Below are 21,147 nucleotides of genomic sequence, written 5' to 3' on the forward strand. Positions count from 1 at the left end.
GGCAAGGCAGACAAATCAGTAAGAGAACACACCCCATGACGAAGGACGCTTGCGTACGGACCCATGAGCCGGAAACCATGCTCGGCGAAGCTTCGATGACCAACTGCCGATGGATTGTGCGCAGGGTGCAGTTTGGACGGTTCCTGATCTGCGGCAAGCCGGTCAAGATCGGCTCGTCGTTCTGTACTGAGCACCATGGCCGCGTCTGGCGGCGAGGGGAGCGCTGAGGCGCACGCCGGCGCCGCGCCACGTCATCTCAAGCCTCTGCAGGCCGTAGCGGGCGTTCTGCGATGGGAAGATGCAGGATTGCGGCGATGACGCCGAGGGCGATGGAGGCGATCCAGATCGCATCGTAGCTTCCGGTGGCGTCGAACACGGCGCCGCCGGCCCACACGCCGAGAAAGCTGCCGACCTGATGGCCGAAAAACACGATGCCGAACAGCGTCGACATGTAGCGCACGCCGAAGATCTGCGCGACCAGCCCGCTCGTCAGCGGAACCGTTCCGAGCCACAGCAATCCCATGGCGGACGCGAACACAAGCACCGCCGCCTCGGTCTTCGGCGCCATCAGGAACACCGCGATCACGAGTGCCCGCAGGATGTAGAGCGTCGACAGGAGGTATTTCTTCGAGTACCGCCCGCCTAAAGCTCCGCACATCCAGGTTCCTATGATGTTGAAGAACCCGATGAGCGCGAGTGCGGTTGCGCCGAGGGAGGGAGCCAGGCCCAGGTCGTTAAGGTAGGCGGGCAGATGAACGGCAATGAACACGACCTGGAAACCGCACACGAAAAACGCGATCGTCAGCAACCAGTAGCCGCCATGGCGCCCGGCCTCACCCATGGCCTCGCCGAGAGACTGCTTGAAGGCGTCCGGCGCGCCAGGAGATGATTGAGGGCCTGAGCGGCGGGTGGCGAAGACCATGGCCAACGGCGCCATCGCCAGGGACAGGACCGCCATGGTCACCAGTGCGCCCGCCCAACCCTGGCTCGAGATCAGGCTCTGGCCGACCGGCGCCATGACGAACTGGCCGAACGAACCGCCGGCGCTGGCGACGCCCAGCGCCATGCTTCGTTTTTCTGCCGGGACCGAGCGGCCGATGGCGCCCAGGACGACCGCGAAGCTGGTGCAACTCATGGCGAGGCCGATCAGCACGCCGGCGCCCAGATGCAAACCCGCTGCGCCCGTGGTCCCCGACATGATCAACAGGCCGATGGCATAGGCGACGGTTCCGAACCATAGCACGCGGACGGCGCCGTACTTGTCGGCGGCGATCCCGGAGATTGGCTGCAGGACGCCCCAAAGCAGGTTTTGCACCGCGAGCGCGAGAGCGAACGCCTCGCGCCCGAGGCCGAGATCGAGGCTCATCGGCGTAAGGAACAGGCCGAAGGTTTGGCGGATGCCCATGGCGAGCGACAGAATCAGGGCGCCGCACACCAGCGCCAACGCCGCATTTCGCTTGCTCGGTGTCACCATACGTCACCTATCCGCATCCAGGTGCACCGCAAGCCGGCGCCGCGTCGTTGATATGGGGATGATGTGCGCCTGGTATCAGGCTGTCGGGCGCTCCGTCACCCGTCCGACCACCGCGCCCGCAGCTTGAAGCGCTGGATCTTGCCGGTCGCCGTCTTCGGCAACTCGTCGATGAACTCTATCCAGCGCGGGTACTTGAACGGCGCAAGCCGCGCCTTGGCGGATCTCTTGATGTCCTCGGCGAGGTTGTCGTCCGGAATCAGGCGATCCTGGACGACCACGAACGCCTTCGGCTTGATGAGGTTATCGTCGTCCGGCCAGCCGATGACGGCGACCTCTAGAACTGCGTCGTGCTGAAGCAAGGCCGCCTCTACCTCGAACGGCGACACGTAGATCCCGCCGACCTTCATCATGTCGTCGGTGCGGCCCGCGTAGGTGTAGTAGCCGTCGGCATCGCGGGTGTACTTGTCGCCGGTCCGTGTCCACGGGCCGCGAAAGGTGTCGAGGCTGCGGGCCCGCTGGTTCCAGTACATGATCGCGCTGGTCGGGCCCGACACCTCCAGCATGCCCATCTGGTCGGCATCCTCGATCGGGTTGCCCTCGTCATCGACCAATCGCAGCCGATAGCCCGGAACCGCCTTGCCGGAGGTCCCCGGCTTGATGTCGTCCTGCCGGTTGCTCAGGAAAATGTGCAGCATCTCGGTGCTGCCGAGCCCGTCCAGGATGTCGACGCCGGTGCGCTCCTTGAAGCGTCGAAAGATCTCCGCCGGCAGGGCTTCTCCCGCCGAAGTGGCGAGACGCATGGCGTGTTCGCCCGGCCCCGGGAGATCGCCGCCCGCCAGCAACATGGCGAACAGCGTCGGCACGCCATAGAAGATCGTCGGCCGGTGTTCGCGAATGATGCGGCAGACCGCGGCCGGCTCCGGCGGCCCGTCATGGAGCACCGCCGTGGCGCCGACCGACATCGGAAACGTCAGCCCGTTGCCGAGGCCGTACGCGAAGAACAGCTTCGCACCGGAGAACACCACGTCGGTCTCGCTCAACCCGAGGGTCGGGATGGCATAGAGATCGGCCGTCCCGATCATGTCGGACTGAAGATGGACGGCGCCTTTGGGCCGGCCGGTGGTGCCGGAGGTGTAAAGCCAGAAGCACATGTCGTCATAGCACGTGGGCGCAATGTCGAACCGATCCGGTTGACCGCCGATGGCGTCGTCCAGCCGCTGATAACCGTGACCGTCCGCGCCGGACACGATGACCGTGTCGAGGAACGCGTGGTTGTTGATGTGCGGAAGGAACTGGGCCAGCAGCGGCTCCGAGACGATCAGCGCACGCGCCCGGCTGTCCTCCAGCATGAAATCGTACTCGGCTGCGGTGAGCCGCGTGTTGACCGGGACGGGAACGATGCCGGCCAGCGGGAAACATGACGGTGTCGAGCATGCACATCAGCACACGCTCTTCCATGCGAAGCCCGCTCTGGGTGAGCAGGTTGGCGACCTGGTTGCTCAGCCGGTCGACGTCCGCATAGGTGTGCCGGCCGTTCACGTCGATGAACGCCGGCCGATCGCCACGACCCGCTCTGAGGTTGCGGCCGATGAGATCCTCGGCCGCATTGTAGCGCTCGACCAGTTGGTGCTGAATGGCAGTCATCGCGTCCTCCCCGACGCCCGGATTTGTCGTCACCGGGTTCGTCCCAATTGATGCTCCGCGTCTCGGCGCTTCAGGCCATTGAGGCTACCTCAGGCGTCCGCCTTCGCAAACAGTGCGTGCCACTCCTCGGCCCAATCGGCGGCTTCGTCCTCCGGCAGCGACCCCGATGACCCATCGTGCTCCCGTCGCTCCCCGACGCGCTCCGCTCCGAGGGTCCGCAGAATGTCGTCGAACTTGCGTCCGCCTGCGCAGAACGTCTGGGCGTATGTCTTGTCGCCGAGCGCGAAGACGCCATAGCGCAGGCCCGCGAGATCCGGCCGGTCGTCGCACAGGGACCGATAGAGAGCCTGTCCATTATCGGGCACATCGCCCTGGCCGTAAGTGGATGTACAAACGATATACCCGGCGGAGCGATGCAGAGCATCCGGCGTTACGTCGTCCATGAGCAGGATTTCGACCTCGACGCCGCGGCCCTGCAGGACTTCCGCCATCTCGTCGGCGACCAGTTCGGCAGTTCCCGTCATGGTCCCGACGAGGATCTTGATACGCTCACTCATCGTGATCGCTTCGGTCCCTGTACGGCGTCGCTTTCACCGCGTCGTTGCATGCAATATAATGCAGCATCGATGTGCTGAAAAGAAAAAATCGAGTAAAGACAGCGGCGGAGCCCTGGTTTGCGAGCGGAAGCAAGACCGGACACCATGGCCTATCTGGCGGCGCTCGGACAACGGGTTCGCGAGACGCGCGCCAAGCGCGGCATGGCGCGGCGGATTCTGGCGCGCGCCTCCGGCGTCTCCGAGCGCTACCTGGCGCAGCTCGAGGCGGGCGCCGGCAATCCGTCGATAGCCGTGCTGTGCCAGATCGCGGCTGCCCTCGACTATCCGTTGGGGGAACTGGTCGCCGGCGTCGGCAACGGAGGGGCGGAGCTGGTTCGCATTCAGCGGCTGTTGGAGACCGTGCCGCAATCCAGGCTGCCGAGGCTCCGCGCCAAACTGGAACTGTTCGTCGCTGGCGCCGACGGGCCTGACAAGCGCCGCCGGATCTCGTTGGTGGGGCTCCGCGGCGCCGGCAAGTCTACGCTGGGGCGCTTGCTCGCTTCGCGCCTCGGGTTCCCGTTCATCGAACTCGACCGGGTCGTCGAACAGGACTATGGCGGCAGTATCGGGGAAATCCTCGCGCTCAACGGGCAGGCGGCCTTCCGGCGGTACGAGCGCCGCGCCCTCAAACGCCTCGTCGACACCCATGACGGCATCGTCATCGCCACTGGCGGCGGCATCGTCTCGGAAGCGGCGACGTACTCGCTTCTGCTCGAAAAGACGCACACCATCTGGCTGTCCGCATCGCCGGAAGAGCACATGAGCAGGGTCATCGAGCAGGGGGACCTGCGGCCGATGGCGAGGAATGACGAAGCCATGGAAGACCTCAAAGCCATCGTGCGGGCCCGTGAACCTTACCAGGCAATGGCGGACGCGGCGGTCGATACGTCCGGCCAGAGCATCGAGCAGAGCCTCGCGGACTTGCAGGGAGTGGCCGTGTCCCTTGTCGGTGAACAGGCCGGCTGATCGTGCAGGTGTGATGGTGGCGATGTGGCCGCGGGCTTGAATTGCAGCCTGGATGCATTATAATGCAGGTCAACGCCCAAGAACAATGGCGATCAATCGCCGGCACGAGGGATGCCAAGCCTCTCGGCCGCGCTGGTGGTGAGGGACGCAGCAGAGCTCATGACGGTGCCCAACATAATCACCTTTGACCGTGATCCGGAGCGCTACCGGCACTGGTCGCTGGCTGTCGAAGGTCCGATCGCCACTCTGACACTGGCTGTCGACGAAGACGGGGGCTTGCAGCCGGGCTACCAGCTCAAGCTCAACTCCTACGACCTCGGGGTGGACATCGAACTTAACGATGCGCTGCAGCGCATCCGGTTCGAGCACCCTGCGGTGCGGTCCGTGATCATCACGAGCGGCCTCGAGCGCATGTTCAGCGCTGGCGCCAACATCTACATGCTGGGGCTGTCCTCGCACGGATGGAAGGTGAACTTCTGCAAGTTCACCAACGAAACCCGCAACGGCATGGAGGATTCGAGCCGGCACTCGGGCATCAAGTTCATCGCCGCCTGTAACGGCACCACGGCCGGCGGCGGGTACGAACTGGCGCTGGCCTGCGACGAGATTTTTCTGATCGACGACCGATCGAGCGCAGTCAGCCTGCCGGAGGTGCCGCTGCTGGGTGTGCTGCCGGGCACCGGGGGTCTCCACCCGGGTGATCGACAAGCGCGCCGTGCGCCGGGACCTCGCCGACGTGTTCTGCACCAGCGAGGAAGGGGTGCGCGGCCGCAAGGCCCTCGACTGGGGCCTGGTAGACCACATCGTCCCGCGGCAAACCTTCTCCGAGGCCGTCCGCAAGCGCGCCGAGGAGCTTGCGGCGGCGAGCGACCGGCCTGCCGATGCCGTCGGCGTCCCGATGACCACGATCGAGCGGGAGACGAACGAGTCCGGTTATCGCTACCGCTGGGTCGATGCCATCCTCGACGATGAACGCCGCACGGCGACGTTGACCGTCCGGGGGCCGGATCATGACGTTGCCGACCAACCGGGCGACATTCTGGCGGCAGGCATGGAGTGGTGGCCGCTGGCGATGGCGCGCCAGCTTGACGACGCCATCCTGATGTTGCGCACCAATCACAACGCCCTTGGCCTGATCGTCCTCAAGACGCGGGGAGATGTCGATCGGGTAATGAAGGCGGACGCGGCTCTGATGGCGAACCACAAGCACTGGTTCGTGCGCGAGGTGGTCGGCATGATGCGGCGCACTTTCGCCCGCCTCGACGTGACCTCGCGGAGCCTGTTCGCGCTCATCGAGCCCGGGTCGTGCTTTGCCGGCAGCTTGTTGGAACTGGCTCTCGCCGCCGATCGCAGCTTCATGCTCGATGCCGCCGAAGAACCGCCCGCCATTCAGTTGAGCGAGTTGAACTTCGGCGGCCTCGAGATGGTCAACGGCCTGACCCGGCTGGCGACCCGGTTCAACCGGGACGACCAGCGGATTGCCCGATTGAACGACAGCATCGGCGCCGCCCTCGGCCCGCAGGCGGCCATGGAAGCAGGCTTGGTCACGTTCATCCCGGACGAGCTGGACTGGGATGACGAAATTCGCCTCGCCATCGAGGGCCGCACCAGCCTGTCGCCGGATGCGCTGACGGGGATGGAAGCCAACCTCCGCTTCGGCGGGCGGGAGACCATGCTGACCAAGATTTTCGGCCGGCTGTCGGCTTGGCAAAACTGGATCTTCGTCCGGCCCAACGCCGTTGGCGAGACGGGCGCGCTGAAGCTGTTCGGCACGGGATCGAAGGCGCAATTCGATTGGAGAAGGGTTTGACATGTCTGAGATCAACTTTCAGGAGCGGATCCCCAACAACGTCGGGCTCGGCGACAACCGCGTCCTGCAGCGCGCGCTCGAGCACTGGCAGCCGCACTTCCTGAACTGGTGGAAGGAGCTTGGACCCGAAGGATTTCAGGCCGCCGACGTTTACCTGCGGACGGCGACCTCGGTGGACGCCAAGGGTTGGGCGACGTACGGCCAAACCAAGATGCCGGATTACCGATGGGGGATCTTCCTTGCCGACCAGGAGCCCGACCGCACCATCGGGTTCGGCGACCACATGGGCGAGGCCGTGTGGCAGGAAGTGCCGGGCGAACATCGCGCGGCGCTTCGCAATCTCATCGTCACCCAGGGGGATACGGAGCCGGCGTCCGTCGAGCAGCAGCGCATGCTGGGGCAGACCTGCCCGTCGTTGTACGACCTCCGCAACCTGTTCCAGGTCAACGTCGAGGAGGCCCGTCACCTGTGGGCGATGGTTTATCTTCTGCACGCCTACTTCGGCCGCAACGGCCGCGAGGAAGCGGAGGAGTTGCTGCATCGGCGCTCCGGCGACGTCAACCATCCGCGCATTCTCACGACGTTCAATGAGCCGGTGGAAGACTGGCTGTCGTTCTTCATGTTTACCTATTTCACCGACCGCGACGGCAAGTACCAGCTCAAGAGCCTCGCCGAATCTGCGTTCGATCCGCTGGCGCGGACCACCCGCTTCATGCTGACCGAGGAAGCGCATCACATGTTCGTCGGCGATACCGGGATTAGCCGCGTCATTCGCCGCACGCTGGAGGTGATGAAGGAGCTGAATACGGAAGATCCGGTGCTGTTGCGTCAGCACGGGGTGGTCGATCTGCCGCTGGTCCAGCGCTACGTGAATTTCTGGTTCTCCTCCAGCCTCGATCTGTTCGGGGCGGAGCGCTCGTCCAACGCCGCGACCTACTTCGCGACTGGCCTCAAGGGGCGCCCCGACGAGGGCTCGTATGAGGACCACGTGTGCACGGACACCAGCATCACGCTACAGGTGCCGGCCGCCGCCGGCGGCATCGAAGACGAAACGGTGCCGACCCGCAACGCCATGAACGAGATCGTCCGGCAGAGTTACGTGAAGGACTGCGGGATCGGCGTCAGTCGCTGGAACCGCATGATCAAGAAATCGGGGGTCGATTTCGAGATCCGGCTTCCGAGCTCTCGTTTCCGGCGCGCCATCGGGCCGTGGGCCGGCGTTCCGACGAATCCTGACGGCCAGCGCATCGACGCGGAGGCATTCGGGCGGCACATCGGCGGCTGGCTGCCCTCCGTTGCCGACCGCACGTACGTCAAGAGCCTGATGCAACAGGTGACGGAACCCGGCAAGATGGCGGCATGGATCGCGCCTCCCGACCGCGGCATCAACAGCATGCCGGTCGAGTATGAATATGTGAAGCTGCACTAGTTCCAACCTGTCGCAGCTTCCGATATTTCCTGGCCTCCGGGTCCGCGCGGGTGATGCGGCGATGTCCGCTGCTCTGAAGGTAGCCATAATCGGCAGCGGTCCCTCCGGCTGCTACGTGGCCGAGCGGCTGCTGCGCCAGCGCAAAGGCGCCATCGAGGTCGACGTCTTCGACCGACTGCCGACGCCGTTCGGCCTCGTGCGCGGCGGTGTCGCTCCCGATCATCAAAGTACCAAGGCGATCGCCCGCGTGCTCGGCCGCGCCATCGCCCAGGATGGCTGCCGCTTCTTCGGCAATGTGCACGTCGGGCGAGACCTCAGCCTGGACCAGCTCCGCAGCGCGTACGATGCCGTCGTGCTTGCCGTCGGCGCCCCGCGGGATCGCCGGCTCAGGATCGCGGGCGAGGATCTGGCCGGCGTGTTCGGCTCGTCGGCGTTCGTCGGGTGGTACAACGGGCATCCGGACTACGCCGACCTTGCCCCGGCGCTGGATCGGGTGCGGCAGGTGGTCATCATCGGCAACGGCAACGTTGCCGTCGACGTCGCGCGCGTCCTCGCCCGCTGCGGCAGCGAGATGGACCGGTCCGACATCGACCCGGAGGTCGAGGCCGCCATCGCCGCCGCGCCGCTCCACCAGATCCTGATCGCCGGCCGGCGTGGTGCCGCCGACGTGCGGTTTACGCCGGTGGAGCTCGCAGAGCTCGGCGACCTGCAACAGGCCGCAGTCGTGGTGAGCGAAGCTCAGGTCATGGGAACGGAGGCCGCCGACAACCCCTCTACCGCGGTGCTCCGGGAATTTGCGGCGCGGCCGGCGCAACCGCGCCCGATTACCATCGCGTTCGGTTTCCGGTTGGTGCCGGAAGCTTTTCTTGGCGACGAAGCCGGAAGGCTCCGCGGCGTCCGCTTTCGCCGCGAGCAGGGCGTGCTGGAGGTGCCGGCTGAGCTGGTGGTAACCTGTGTCGGGTATGAAGCCGTCGCCTGCGATACCCTCTTCCCGGAACATGGGGCGTTCAGCAATGACGCCGGGCGCGTCGACGACGGTCTTTACGTGGTCGGCTGGGCCGGCAGAGGCGCCTCGGGGACGATCGCCACCAACCGGCCTGAAAGCCACGCCCTCGCCGACCGCATCCTTGCCGAGGTGACGCCAGCCGGGAGACCCGGTCGCGCCGGCGTGACGACATGGCTGCAGGGCACCGCCGTTGTCGATTTCGGCGGGTGGCAACGCATAGAGGCGGCCGAGACGGCCCGCGCCGGCTCCGGCCGGCCCAGGCGCAAGTTCACATCCATGAATGATCTGGTTGCGGTGGCAGAGGTTGGATCGCCGCAGTCGAAATCAGCACGGGAGGGAACCCGCATGAACTTGGAGCAGTTCAAAACCCTGATGAAGCCGATCACCGATGCGGTCTCCGGCCGAGCGCTGGATGCGTCCCTGGTGGACACGCTGAACCGGGAGGTGCCGGCCGATGGGCCGGCCTTTAAGGCGATCGAGAACGGGTGTCATGAGGCCATCGCCGCCGGGTGGATGTGCACCCAGGGCGGACCCGGCCGCCGGTTCGGGAGAGTCATCGAAGCGGGGCCGGAAACCCATGGCCTCAGCGTCGATGTGGTCCACCTGCAGGATGTCGTCGGCCCTCATCATCGCCACCCGACCGGGGAGATCTGCATGATCATGCCGGTCACGGCGACGGCGAAGTTCGACGGCTGCGGCCGCGGCTGGATGGTGAACGAGCCCGACAGCGCCCACCATCCGACAGTGACCGAAGGCGAGGCCCTGGTGCTCTATCTGCTGCCCGACGGCAAGATCGAGTTTACCCGCTGACCTCCGGTGCGGCGAGCGACGCCACGTCGCCGCCCGTGTAGCGCTCTGCGAACGCGGCGGCGAAAGCTTCAAGACAACCCGCGGCGATCGCTTCGCGGAGGCCCGCCATCAGGTCCTGATAGTAGGTGAGGTTGTGGGCGGTGAGCAGGATCGCGCCCAGGATCTCCTTGCTGCGATGCAGATGGCACAGGTAGGCGCGGCTGTAGGAGCGGCAGGCCGGGCAGCGACAGTCTTCGTCGAGGGGACGTGGATCGTCGGCATGGCGGGCATTCTCGATGCTGATCGGACCGCGGCGGGTGAAGGCTTGGCCGGTGCGGCCGGAGCGGGTCGGCAGCACGCAATCGAACATGTCCACCCCGCGCATAACTGCCCCCACCACGTCGTCCGGCTTGCCGACGCCCATCAGGTAGCGGGGCTTGTCCGCGGGGAGTTGCGGCACGGTCGCGTCGGTGATGCGGAACGTGGTCGCCTGCCCCTCGCCGACCGCCAGCCCGCCGATGGCGTAGCCGTCGAAGCCGATGGCGGTCAGCGCCGCTGCCGACTCGGCGCGCTGGTCGGTGTAGACGCTGCCCTGGACGATGCCGAACAGGCCGTAGCCGGGCCGCTTGATATAAGCGCCCTTGCAGCGCTCGGCCCAGCGCATGGAGCGGCGCATCGCCTCCGCCGAAACGGCTTCGTCGCAGGGGAACGGCGTGCACTCGTCGAGCACCATGGTGATCGTGGCGTCGAGCTGGTGCTGGATCTGCACTGCGGTACGCGGCGTCAAATGGTGGCGACTGCCATCGATGTGGGAGCGAAACAGCACCCCCTCTTCGGTAATCTGGCGCAGACCCGCTAGCGACATCACCTGGAAGCCGCCCGAGTCGGTGAGGATCGGCCCGGCCCAGTTCATGAACCGATGCAGCCCGCCGAGGCGCTCGATGCGCTCGGCCCCGGGCCGCAGCATGAGGTGGTAGGTGTTGGCGAGGATGATTTGCGCGCCGGCCGCGATCACCATGTCCGGCGTCATCGCCTTGACGGTGGCGGCGGTACCGACCGGCATGAACGCCGGGGTGTCGACGCTTCCATGCGCCGTCGCAAGTCGGCCGCACCGGGCGGCGCCTTCGCTCGCCAGTACCTCGAAAGCGAACCGGCTCATGGTTGCGGCGTCCGGTGGAGCAAACAGCAGTCGCCGTAGGAGTAGAAGCGGTAACCGCCGGCCAAAGCATGGGCATAGGCCCGCTTCATGGTCTCGGTTCCAGCGAAGGCGCACACCAGCATGAACAGGGTGGAACGCGGCAGATGAAAGTTGGTGAGCAGCAGATCGGCGCTCCGTATCGGCCGTCCGGGCTTGATGAAGACGTTCGTATCTCCGGCGAACGGCTGGGCGCGCCCGTTCTCGTCGGCGGCCGTTTCAAGCAGACGCAATGTCGTGGTGCCCACCGCCACGACCCGCGTCCTCGCTCCTTGGCAAGATTGATCGCTTCCGCCGCATCCGCGCCGATTTCGCCCCACTCCGGGTGCATCACGTGGTCTTCCAGCTTTTCGGTCGTCATCGGCCGGAAGGTGCCGGCGCCGACGTGCAGCGTGAGCATCACCCGCCGGATGCCCCTCGCATCGAGCGCCGCCAGTAGCCGCTCCGTGAAATGCAGGCCGGCAGTCGGCGCGGCAATGGCGCCGGGCCGGGCCGCGTATACGGTCTGATAATCGCGGCGGTCACGCTCATCCGGTAGTCCCGCGCGCTTGATGTAGGGCGGCAATGGCGCCGCCCCATGGGCTTCGAGCGCCTCGATCAGCGGCTGTGCGGTCGGCTCGAACGCCAGGGTCACCTCGCCGCCGTCCCCTTTCGCCTCGACGAAGGCCGCCAGTCCCGGCGCGAAATCGACCCGCTGCCCGGGCCGCAGGCGCCGCGCTTTCTTCGCCAGCGCCCGCCACCGCCGCCCGTCCAGCGGCTTGAGCAGGGTGATCTCGATGACGATCTCGCCGCGCCGGCCCATCAGGCGCGCCGGGATGACGCGCGTGTCGTTGAACACCATGACGTCGCCGGGGCCGAGCAGCGCCGGCAGATCGCGCACCGTGCCATCGGTGAAGCGGCCGCCGACCTCCAGCATCCGCGCCGCGTCGCGCGGCACGATGGGGCGCTGGGCGATGGCCGCGGCGGGAAGCGGAAAGTCGAAATCGGCTACTTTCACGGGTGGCCGCCCATGCGAACCCCTTCAGGCACTTGACGCCGCTCGTTGGCCATCGTCAAACTTCCAAGCCACACCAGCGCGGGAGGAAAGTCCATGCATGTCACCATGGTCAAGGTGTCCATCAAGCCGGAGCGGGTGGAAGACTTCATCTCTGCCACTCGCGCCAATCACGAGGGCTCGGTGCGGGAGCCTGGCAACCGTCGGTTCGACATCCTCCAGGACACCGGCGACCCGACCGCCTTCATTCTTTACGAGGCGTATGTGTCCCCCGAGGACGCAGCCGCTCACAAGGAAACCGCACACTACCTGACCTGGCGTGACGCCGTCGATGGCATGATGGCCGAGCCGCGCCAGGGCATTCCATACAAGTGCCTTTTCCCGAGGGATTGAGCGGTGCTGCCGATCGCGCCATTCTCCATCGCACGCCTGCCGCGCATCGTGTTCGGGGCCGGGACCATCGCAACCGCGCCGAAGGAGGTGCGGGCATTCGGTGATCGGGCGCTGGTCGTAACGGGCGCCCGCTCGTTCCGGGCGTCGCCGCGCTGGCCGCTGCTGCTGGAGGGACTGGCGGACGAGGGCGTTGCCTGGTTCGATATCGCGGTCGAAGGTGAGCCGACGCCGGACATCGTCGACCAGGCCGTGGCGGAATTCAGTGAAAGCGGCATCGACGTTGTGGTCGGGATCGGCGGCGGCAGCGCCCTTGACGCCGCCAAGGCGATCGCCGGGATGCTTCCGCACGGCCGGTCGGTTGTCGACCATCTCGAAGGGCTGGGGATCGAGCGGCCCTACACCGGCCCGGCGGTGCCGTTCATCGCCGTGCCGACCACCGCCGGCACCGGCAGTGAAGCGACCAAGAACGCGGTACTCAGCCGCCAGGGGTCCGACGGGTTCAAGAAATCGTTCCGGGACGAAGCGCTGGTCGCGCGTGTCGCCATCGTCGATCCGGAGTTGCTCGCCACCTGCTCGAGACCGGTCATCGCCGCCAACGGCATGGATGCCTTTACCCAGTTGCTGGAGGCGTATGTTTCCAGCAACGCCAATGTGATGACGGATGCCCTCGCCTGGTCCGGGCTGGAAGCGTTCTGCGAGGGCTTCTTCGCCGCCTGGGAAGGAGACGACCTGTTCGCGGCGATGGCGGGCCGGTCGCGCACCGCCTATGCGTCTCTCGTCTCTGGAATTTGCCTTGCGCAGACCGGGCTGGGAGCGGTCCACGGACTCGCATCGCCGCTCGGCGCCTATTTCCCGATCCCGCACGGGGCCTGTTGCGGCACTCTTGTGGCGGAGGCAAGCGCCATCAACATCGCCGCGCTGAGAGAGCGCGACACCAACAATCCAGCCTTGATCAAGTACGCCCGCGCCGGCGCGCTGATGTCGGGCGCAGCGAGGAGCGGGCTCGACGGGAAATTGCAGGCTCTCGTCGACACCTTGCGAGAGTGGACGGAGCGCCTCTGCCTGCCCCGGCTCGGCGGCTTCGGCATGACCGAAGGCGATTTCGCGAGGGTCGTTGCCGGCAGTCGCGGCAGCTCGATGAAGACCAACCCGGTGGTGCTCACGGATGATGAAATCCGCGAAATCCTCGCGCGCCGACTGTAAGCATGGCCGAGCTCATGGGCAGTTCAGCGCAAGGCGGTCTCCGCCTGCGAACTCGGCCGCGAACGCCCGCTGAAAGGGGTTGGTCTTGATGCAGGCGCGCCGCCTGGGGAGAGGGATCAAGTTCGGCGCGATGCTGGCCGCCGCGCTGACGGTGTCGCTGGCCCTCGCGCAAGAGATCACCTTCCTCAGGATCGGTACCGGAGACACGGGTGGCAGCTACTTCCCGATCGGCGGCATGATCGCGAACGCGATCAGCAACCCGCCCGGGTCGCTGGATTGCGGGATGGGCGGAAGCTGCGGGGTTCCCGGCCTGATCGCAACCGCGGTCGCGACGAAAGGTTCGGTGAGCAACGCCGCCGCGGTGGCCTCCGGAAAGCTCGATCTGGCGCTGATCCAAGCCGATGTCGCGTACAACGCTTACGTCGGCAAGGGGATGTTCGCCGGCGAGGCGATGCCCAACCTGAACGCGGTCGGCAACCTGTTCCCGGAAACGCTGCATGTCGTCGTTCGTCGCGACTCCGGGCTGATGACGGTCGCCGACCTCAAGGGATTGCGCGTGTCGCTCGGGGCGGAGGGCTCCGGCAGCTTGACCACCGCCCGCTTGGTGCTGGCGGCCTCCGGCGTCGAAGAGGCCGCCTTGCGTGCTTCTTATGAAGAAGTTGGGCCGTCCGCCGATCTCCTCGAGGCCGGCAAGCTGGACGCCTTCTTCGTCGTCGGCGGGGTACCGATCAGCGCCGTCCAGCACCTCGCGGAACGCGTCCCGATCAAGCTGCTTTCGGTCATGGGTCACACCGCCAGTTCGATCCGCAAGGCGCATCCCTCCCTCGGCACCGAAGTGATACCGGCCGAGAGCTACCCGGGGGTCGGCGCAGTGGTGACGGTCAAGGTCGGTGCGCAGCTGATCGTGGCGGCGGAGGCGAACGCCGACTTGGTCTACGGGATCACGATGGCGTTATGGCACCCCTCCACGCGGAAACTGCTCGAAACGGGTCCTCCCAACGGCAGGCAAATGCAACTGCACAGGGCTCTCGCCGGCATCGCCATTCCGCTTCACCCCGGCGCCGCCCGCTTTTACCGGGAGGTCGGCTTCAGTTTGCCCACCGCCGCATCGTCAACACCCGATTGACGATCGGCCACCTGATGGGGCCGCCGACTGGCCCGGGCGAAGACAACGGCCGCGGCCGTCGCCTGAACAGCCACCAGGTTGCCAGCAACAGCGGCGTGTATGCGGCCAACTCCTTGGGAATTTCCATGAGGTTGCGGACGGAGAACAACTCGCCGAGGAGCGTCAGGGCGTCGGCGCCGGGCGAGGCGTGAATATCGGCGGCGATCGGCGCCCAGGCGATCGGCACGAAGTCCAGCGACAGTGGCCAGAGCCAGGGAATCCACGGCATGTCGAGCGCCAGGTGACTGCCATACGCAATGGCGCCGACGACCGTCGCGCGCAAGGGCTGTTTCGTGACCCATCGCGCCGCGATGAAAACGATGCCGGCGAAGACGAAGAGCCCGAGCAGGGAATGGGTGGCCAAGCGATGATACCTCGCCGGCTCGTTCATGAGCAGCCCGGGAAGGTGGTCCAGATCCGGGGCGTTGGCGGCGAACACGGCGAAAGCGTACCATAGCCAACGATTGCAGACCCTGCCCCCGCAGGCGCCGCTCGCCACTGTCAGCCCCAACAGGGCATGGCCGATCGAGGTTGCCACGATAACGCCCCTTCAGTGCCGGTGACGGCGACTCCGGCGGAGTCGCCACGGCCTTTATGGCGCTATCGTATGACCAGGGCGTTAAGGCAGGAACTTTCGGGCCAGGGAGCGCGGATACGCGCCGCGCGGCGCCGTCAGGCGGCCGGGGGTACGGGCTCTTGGAATTGCGGCTGCAGGACGCCGCCCTGCAATTCGACGCGGAGCCGGGTGATCTCCCCCTCGACCGCGGCCATCTCAAGGAAGTTACCGGGTTGCGCGCGCTTGCAGACCTTGCATATTTTCGCCGCGCGGCGGATGACCGCGCCACAATGTCGGCAGGGTCGGGTTTCCGCCGTCGCCGCATGGAGCCCCGTCAGCGGCGACCCTGCCGCCTTGGCCGCCTTCTTGCGCTGACGTAGCGCCCGCCGGATGCTGACGCGTTCCGCCTCGAGATCGGCGACCATCCCTTTGAGCCGGCTGACATCGGACTTCAGACACTTCAATTCCTCGCGGTAGTCGTCAAAAGCAAACATGTTCGGTCCTCCGGCTCATGCTCACGCCTGCTTCTTGCCGGCGGTGTTCGAAGCGCCGTGCTGCATCTGGACGTAATCATTCAGCCTGCGAACGTTCGGTTTCTCGCAATGCCGGCAAACCAACGCGGTCGCCGGCATGGTCTCGTCACAGAAATAGCAGCGCGACGCGTCGCCGGAACTGTTGCTGCTGCCAAAGGACCGGGACGCGTCGCCGCGCAGTGACGGCGAGGAAGCGACCGGCATCATCCCGCCGAGTTCGCGCCTCAGCATCGCACATTCGGCGCGCAATTTGTTGATCCGCGCGTGGACCCGCACCCGAGTTCGCCGCAAAGCTCGCAGCCGTGCGGTGCGCGCCATGAAAAACAGGAGGCGGGTCCCCACCCACGCAGTCGCCGACGCTGCCAAAGCGCCAACCACGCTCGCAAGGGCCCAGGCGTCGCCCCTCGACAAGGATTGGACAAAGCCCCTCAGGCTGTCAGTAGCATCCATGACTTATGTTCCCTGCTTTCGAGGCTAATCTTCCGTCGGCATATTCCGCTGGGCCGGGCAGGAGACGAATGAACTGGATAGGAACTCTCTCGCCGTTGTGAATGCGCAGGCACCACTGGTAATGCACCATGCTGCATGCTGTTCCACAGCGCGAACTGAAGATGATTTCAACATTGTCCGCCCCGCCTCCAGCATGTGCTGTGATTGCCCGGAGCCGTTCGTCACCCCTTGCCGGGGATAGTACCGCATCCAGGGCCCTTGGCGACGCTATCCGCAAAAGCCCCACGATGCTGTGATCTACTTCACGTTCCTATACAATACCTGGACTTCGATCTGTAAACACATTTTTGACAATATCGCTCAACAACACACGATTCGCTCATCACGATTTGTTTCCGAGTATGATGCGATGGCAGGTGATGGCCCCTCACTTCAACGTCGGAGCGCGAGCCGCGTCGGATCGCGACAGGCTGGCCAGTCCCGCGTCATCCAGCACCGCGTAGACGGCGGGCACGAGAACCAGAACGATGACAGTCGAGGCCATCAACCCGAATGCCAGAGACGCCACCAACGGCACCAGAACCTGGGCCTGGAGGCTGCGCTCGAACAGGAGCGGCAGTATCCCGACGACGGTCGTCAGAGACGTCAGGAGCACCGCGCGAAACCGCTGGCGGCTGGCTGCCGTCGCCGCCGTCTCGGCGGTCAGGCCCTCGCCGACATTGCGTTTGACGAACAGGACGAGGAGGATCGAATCGTTGACGACGATGCCGGCGAGCGAGGCGGCGCCGAGCGCGCTCGGCATGGACAAATCGAGCCCGATGAACAGGTGCCCCAACACCACGCCTATAGCCGCCGAAGGGATGGCCAGCATGACGATGACCGGCTCCACGTAGCTGCGGAACTGAAAACTCAGCAGCACGAAGATGCCGAACAGCCCGATGAGAAACGCGCGGCGCATGGAAGCGCCCGTTTCGCGTTGAGTTTTGGCTTGGCCTTCGAGAGAGACACGGACATCAGGAAAGCGCTCTGCAAGCGTCGGCAGAAAGCGCGCCCTCGTATCCGCCATGACTTCGTTGGTGTTGATGATCTCCGGATCGACGTCGCCGCGCAACGTGACGGTGCGGACGCCCTCGATGCGGGCGATGCGGGCAACGCCGCGCCCGGCTTCGACAATCGCCACCGCTGATAGCGGCGCTTGCTCGCCGTTCGGCAGGGTCACCGCGAAGTCATCCACTTCGGCGAGACTGTTCTGGCCGTCCGCACTGAGCCGCACGTCGATCTCGAAGTTCTCGGGACCAACCTGGATTTCCTTCGCCGTCATCCCGTGGAACGCGGCGCGCAGCTGTTGGGCCAGCGTTGCGGCGTCGATCCCGAGCGCCATCGCGCCGTCGCGCAAGCGGAGCCGGAGCTCCGGCTTACCGGGGCGCAGATCGTCCTGCAGATCGGCAACGCCCGGATAGCGGCCGAGCCAGGCGGCCAAATCCTCGGCCGCGGCCTTGATCTGCCCCAGGTCCCGTCCTTCCAGCCGGACCTCAATTGGAATGCCGGCGGGGCCGATCTGCGGCTCCGTGAACGTGAGGGCGAGAACGTCGGGAATCGTGCCGGACTCCCGTCGCCAGCGGCTGAGAACGTCGGCGAGGCGGGCGTTCCGCTGTTCCGCATGCAACAAGTCGACGCTGACCGAGGCTACATGCGGGCCGGTCTCGAACGCGTCCGCGTTTCGGTTGTACTGGACCAGCACGTTGCGGATCAGCGACTGCCCACCGGGTTGGTCCGGCGCGAACGCGGCATCGGTGCGCTCGAGCGCCGCGACGATGTGTTCGACCACGCCTTCGGTGCGATCCAGCGGCGTTCCCTGCGGCAGGAGAATGCGGGCCTCGATGACGTCCCCGTCCAGTTCCGGGAACGCCCGAAACTTGACGGTGCCGCCGACGACGAGGCTGACGGAGACGAGGAACGCCATGATAACCAGCCCGAGCGTCAGGTAGCGCCACGCCACGGCAACATCCACGAGTCGTCCCAGGATCCGCTCTCGCGCCCAGTCGAAACCGGCATCGAAGCGCCTTCGGAATGCGTTTTCCCGAGTGCTGCCGACGCTGTGCCCGATGTGATGCGGCAACACCGCGAACGCCTCGATCAGGCTGACCGCGAGAGTCACGATCAGCACGACCGGCACCACGCGCAGAACCTGGCCGAGGTCCCCTTCCAGAAAAGCCAACGGCCCGAACACGCACACGGAGGTAATGAACGACGAGAAGACGCCCGCAGCGACTTCGTGGGTGCCGTCCACCGCCGCCGCCGCCGCCGTCTTGCCGCGGCCCATATGATGGGCGATGTTCTCGGCGATAACGATGGAATCGTCCATGATCAGGCCGATCGCGATCAACAGCGCCACCATCGTCAGCATGTTGATGGAGTAGTCGATAGCCACCAGTACGAACACCGTTCCCAGGAACGACGCCGGCAGTCCCATCGCCACCCAGAAGGCGAAGCGGAACGAAAAGAACAGCCACAGCACCAGAAACACCAGCCCAAGCCCCATCGCGCCGTTTTCCAGGAGCATGGTCAGCCGGTCCTCGACGATCGAGGCGACGTCGCGGGTCAGCGCCAGGGTCACGCCGGGCGGCGACGTGCGGCGTTCGGAGATCACGAAGTCGCGCACCGCCTCGACCACGGTGAGGGTGTCCTGATCCTTGGTCTTGTTGACCTGCAGGAGCGCGGCGCGCTGCCCGTTCAGGAAGACCCGTTCTTCCTCCGTCTCGAAACGGTCGACGATCTCGGCGATCTCTCCCAGCCGCAGTTCGGCGCCGGTCGCCCCGCCGAGGATCACCAGGTCCGCGAAGCCGCGCGGATCGCGACGTTCGTCGGCGAAGCGCACCAGGACGTCGCGCTCGCGGGTCTCCACGGTGCCGGACGGCAGGTCGACGCTCTGGCGCTCGACGATGGTGGCGACGTCACTGACGCTGAGGCCGTAGCGGCGGAGCGCCACCGCATCGAGGCTGATGCGGATCTGGCGTTGCGAAAAGCCGAGCACCTCCACCTGGCTCACCGCATTGAGCCGGATCAGCCGATCGCGGACCTGCTCGGCGTAGACCTTGAGATCCGGTTCCGCCATCGGTCCGGCCACGGCGATCGAGATAACGATGTCGGTGCGCGCCAGTTGGCGAATGACCGGCGCCTCGATCAAGTCCGGGAAGTCGTCGATGGCGTCGATCTCGGTCTTGACGTCGGTCATGAAACGATTGACGTCGCCGCCAGCCACCATCTCGATGGTCGCCGTCCCGACGTTCTCCCGCGCCTCGCAGCGGATCTCCTCCACTTCGGTAAGAGCGTCGACGGCGTCCTCGATGCGCTGGCAGATCGCCTCTTCGATCATCTCTGCGCTGGCGCCGGGATAGACGATCGAGACGCTGATCCGGTCGGGGCTGAAGTCGGGGAAGGTCTCGCGGCGCAGTTGGGGGAGCGCCGCGAGGCCGAGCGCCATGAACAGCAGCATCAGGAGGTTTGCCGCCGTCGGATGCCCGGCGAAGTACCGGATCATGGCCGGGCTTCCTGCGGCCGCCAAGCCGAGCCGCTTCCTTCCGGCGGACCATCTTCGACATCGTCATCGTCACTGCGGGTGGGCGCCAGCAACATGCCATTGATGGCAGGAATGAGATCGGACACCACCACCCGCTCACCGGGCGCGATGCCGGATCGGATCACCACTTCATCGCCCTGCACCGGCCCGACGATCACCGGCCGCACGATCAAGCGATCCTCGCCGTCGGCGATGTAGACTAGTGGCGCGTCGGGGGAGCCGTGCAGCGCGACGCGCGGGATGACGATGCGGTCCGGCCGGGGCGGACCGGTCAAATCGACCTGGACATACATGTTCTTGATCAAAGGCGGTTTCTCGCCTGGGACGGCTTGACGGTAAGGCTCGTCCACGGCGACCACGACACCGACGGTGCGGGTTTCCGGATCCAGCGACGGGCTGATGCGGTCGACACGCGCATTCCAGCTTGCGGTGACGCTACCGGTGCGAAGGTGCACGCGCGCGTCCAGACCGAACTGCTTCGGAACCTGGCCGATCTCGCTGGCGCTGAGCTGCCGGAGATCGACGTCACCGCGGACCAGGGCCGCCATCTGCTCGATCGGCACCTGCGCCGCGACCTCGGCCACGTCGATGCTGTCGGCCACGGCGAGCACCTCGCCGACGCTGACGTACTGGTTCTGCTCCGCGCGCACTTCTGCGATGCGCGCGTCGAACGGGACGGCGAGGGCAGTGCGTTGCAGGTTGAGGCGAGCTTCGCCCAGGCGGGCCTCATTGAGCGCCACCGTCGCCTCGAGCACCTGACGCCGTGCGGGCAAAACGTTGAGCTGGTTCTCCAGCTCCTGAACCTTTTGGCGCGCGAGGAGCACGGCCTGCTCCGCCTCGTCGACGACACTCTCGCTGACGTTGCCGCGCTGCAGGAGGGAACGTTTCCGCGCCAGGTCGTCCTTCGCAAGCTCATCCATGCGCCGCTCGATGTCCAGCGACACCCGGGTGTTCTGCTCGTTGATATCGAGTTCGGCAAGCTCCGCCTTGACGCTTTGGATGGACGCCTGGATTTGCGCGGCGCGGAGCTTGTAGTCCGACGGATCGATGCGGAAGATGACGGTGCCGGCGTCGAACAGCCTGCCCGCTTCCAGGTCGGGGTGACGCTCGCTGATCGTGCCGCTGACCTGCGCCACCCCATTCCACACGGATCCGGGTTCGGCGAAGCCGTAGCCGACGGCGCGCGGCACAAAGTCGGTCGGCCTTGCCTCGATCACCCGCACCGGCCGGGCAATCTCCCGCGCTGCACCCTGCTCCGGCACCTCACGGCCGCGAAGCTGGATCGCCAGGAACGCCACACCCACGACGATCGGCGGCAGGAGCAGAAGGCGACGCCAGCGGGACCGCTTGTCCGGCATGATCGA

General features: G+C 66.0%; 15 protein-coding genes and 3 pseudogenes. 8 read left to right on the forward strand and 10 right to left on the reverse strand.

All coding sequences use genetic code 11. The features are described from left to right. The first annotated feature begins 35 nt into the window (after positions 1-35). Positions 36-227: a hypothetical protein gene (locus IPM60_10565; protein ID MBK8908325.1), complete on the forward strand. Its 192-nt coding sequence runs from the start codon at positions 36-38 to the stop codon at positions 225-227. A gap of 29 nt (positions 228-256) precedes the next feature. Here the strand turns inward: IPM60_10565 and IPM60_10570 are convergent, their stop codons facing one another. The 3 genes and pseudogenes from IPM60_10570 to IPM60_10580 all read right to left on the reverse strand — a co-directional run bounded on the left by IPM60_10570 (position 257) and on the right by IPM60_10580 (position 3,675). After that, on the reverse strand, positions 257-1,474 hold the full coding sequence (locus IPM60_10570; GenBank protein MBK8908326.1) for an MFS transporter: 1,218 nt from the start codon (positions 1,472-1,474) through the stop codon (positions 257-259). Between the two features lie 95 nt (positions 1,475-1,569). After that, positions 1,570-3,118, reverse strand: a pseudogene (locus IPM60_10575) (benzoate-CoA ligase family protein). A gap of 89 nt (positions 3,119-3,207) precedes the next feature. Continuing rightward, positions 3,208-3,675 (reverse strand): flavodoxin domain-containing protein, encoded by a 468-nt coding sequence (locus IPM60_10580; GenBank protein ID MBK8908327.1) that lies wholly within the window; start codon positions 3,673-3,675, stop codon positions 3,208-3,210. Positions 3,676-3,819: 144 nt separating this feature from the next. Between IPM60_10580 and IPM60_10585 the strand changes: the two genes are divergently transcribed. The 4 genes and pseudogenes from IPM60_10585 to IPM60_10600 all read left to right on the forward strand — a co-directional run bounded on the left by IPM60_10585 (position 3,820) and on the right by IPM60_10600 (position 9,735). Then, the gene (locus tag IPM60_10585) at positions 3,820-4,680 is read left to right on the forward strand and encodes a helix-turn-helix transcriptional regulator (GenBank protein MBK8908328.1); all 861 of its coding nucleotides are present in this window, start codon (positions 3,820-3,822) and stop codon (positions 4,678-4,680) included. 159 nt (positions 4,681-4,839) lie between these two features. Next, a pseudogene (locus tag IPM60_10590) lies at positions 4,840-6,490 on the forward strand (benzoyl-CoA-dihydrodiol lyase). Between the two features lies 1 nt (position 6,491). Further along, entirely contained in the window at positions 6,492-7,919 is a 1,428-nt protein-coding gene (gene boxB, locus IPM60_10595; protein ID MBK8908329.1) for a benzoyl-CoA 2,3-epoxidase subunit BoxB, read from the forward strand. Between the two features lie 61 nt (positions 7,920-7,980). Beyond that, entirely contained in the window at positions 7,981-9,735 is a 1,755-nt protein-coding gene (locus tag IPM60_10600; GenBank protein MBK8908330.1) for a DUF4863 family protein, read from the forward strand. On the opposite strand, the gene tgt is transcribed toward IPM60_10600, so the two are convergent. Both tgt and queA read right to left on the reverse strand, forming a co-directional pair. After that, a complete protein-coding gene (tgt, locus tag IPM60_10605; GenBank protein ID MBK8908331.1) occupies positions 9,725-10,873 on the reverse strand; it encodes a tRNA guanosine(34) transglycosylase Tgt in 1,149 nt (382 codons plus the stop codon). The two genes, IPM60_10600 and tgt, sit on opposite strands and share 11 nt — an antisense overlap. Further along, positions 10,870-11,906: pseudogene (gene queA / locus IPM60_10610) on the reverse strand (tRNA preQ1(34) S-adenosylmethionine ribosyltransferase-isomerase QueA). Before queA ends, tgt begins: the two are co-directional and overlap by 4 nt. Positions 11,907-11,999: 93 nt before the next feature. Here queA and IPM60_10615 point away from each other — a divergent pair. From IPM60_10615 to IPM60_10625, 3 genes are all read left to right on the forward strand, one after another. Beyond that, complete coding sequence (locus IPM60_10615; protein MBK8908332.1) at positions 12,000-12,296, forward strand: antibiotic biosynthesis monooxygenase; 297 nt, start codon at positions 12,000-12,002, stop codon at positions 12,294-12,296. Between the two features lie 6 nt (positions 12,297-12,302). After that, on the forward strand, positions 12,303-13,499 hold the full coding sequence (locus IPM60_10620) for an iron-containing alcohol dehydrogenase (GenBank protein MBK8908333.1): 1,197 nt from the start codon (positions 12,303-12,305) through the stop codon (positions 13,497-13,499). 88 nt (positions 13,500-13,587) lie between these two features. Beyond that, a complete protein-coding gene (locus IPM60_10625; GenBank protein ID MBK8908334.1) occupies positions 13,588-14,625 on the forward strand; it encodes a TAXI family TRAP transporter solute-binding subunit in 1,038 nt (345 codons plus the stop codon). On the opposite strand, the gene IPM60_10630 is transcribed toward IPM60_10625, so the two are convergent. The 5 genes from IPM60_10630 to IPM60_10650 all read right to left on the reverse strand — a co-directional run bounded on the left by IPM60_10630 (position 14,588) and on the right by IPM60_10650 (position 21,141). After that, complete coding sequence (locus IPM60_10630; GenBank protein MBK8908335.1) at positions 14,588-15,202, reverse strand: metal-dependent hydrolase; 615 nt, start codon at positions 15,200-15,202, stop codon at positions 14,588-14,590. The genes IPM60_10625 and IPM60_10630 overlap by 38 nt on opposite strands. A gap of 134 nt (positions 15,203-15,336) precedes the next feature. Beyond that, positions 15,337-15,714 carry a hypothetical protein gene (locus tag IPM60_10635; GenBank protein ID MBK8908336.1) on the reverse strand — a complete coding sequence of 126 codons (378 nt, stop codon included), beginning with the start codon at positions 15,712-15,714 and terminating at the stop codon, positions 15,337-15,339. A gap of 21 nt (positions 15,715-15,735) precedes the next feature. After that, complete coding sequence (locus IPM60_10640) at positions 15,736-16,203, reverse strand: hypothetical protein (protein MBK8908337.1); 468 nt, start codon at positions 16,201-16,203, stop codon at positions 15,736-15,738. 427 nt (positions 16,204-16,630) lie between these two features. Continuing rightward, complete coding sequence (locus tag IPM60_10645; protein MBK8908338.1) at positions 16,631-19,744, reverse strand: efflux RND transporter permease subunit; 3,114 nt, start codon at positions 19,742-19,744, stop codon at positions 16,631-16,633. Continuing rightward, a complete protein-coding gene (locus tag IPM60_10650; GenBank protein ID MBK8908339.1) occupies positions 19,741-21,141 on the reverse strand; it encodes an efflux RND transporter periplasmic adaptor subunit in 1,401 nt (466 codons plus the stop codon). The genes IPM60_10645 and IPM60_10650 overlap by 4 nt, the downstream gene beginning before the upstream one ends. Positions 21,142-21,147: the final 6 nt, after the last annotated feature.

It is taken from the genome of Rhodospirillales bacterium (assembly GCA_016710335.1).
GTDB lineage: Bacteria > Pseudomonadota > Alphaproteobacteria > Rhodospirillales > Defluviicoccaceae > JADJXQ01.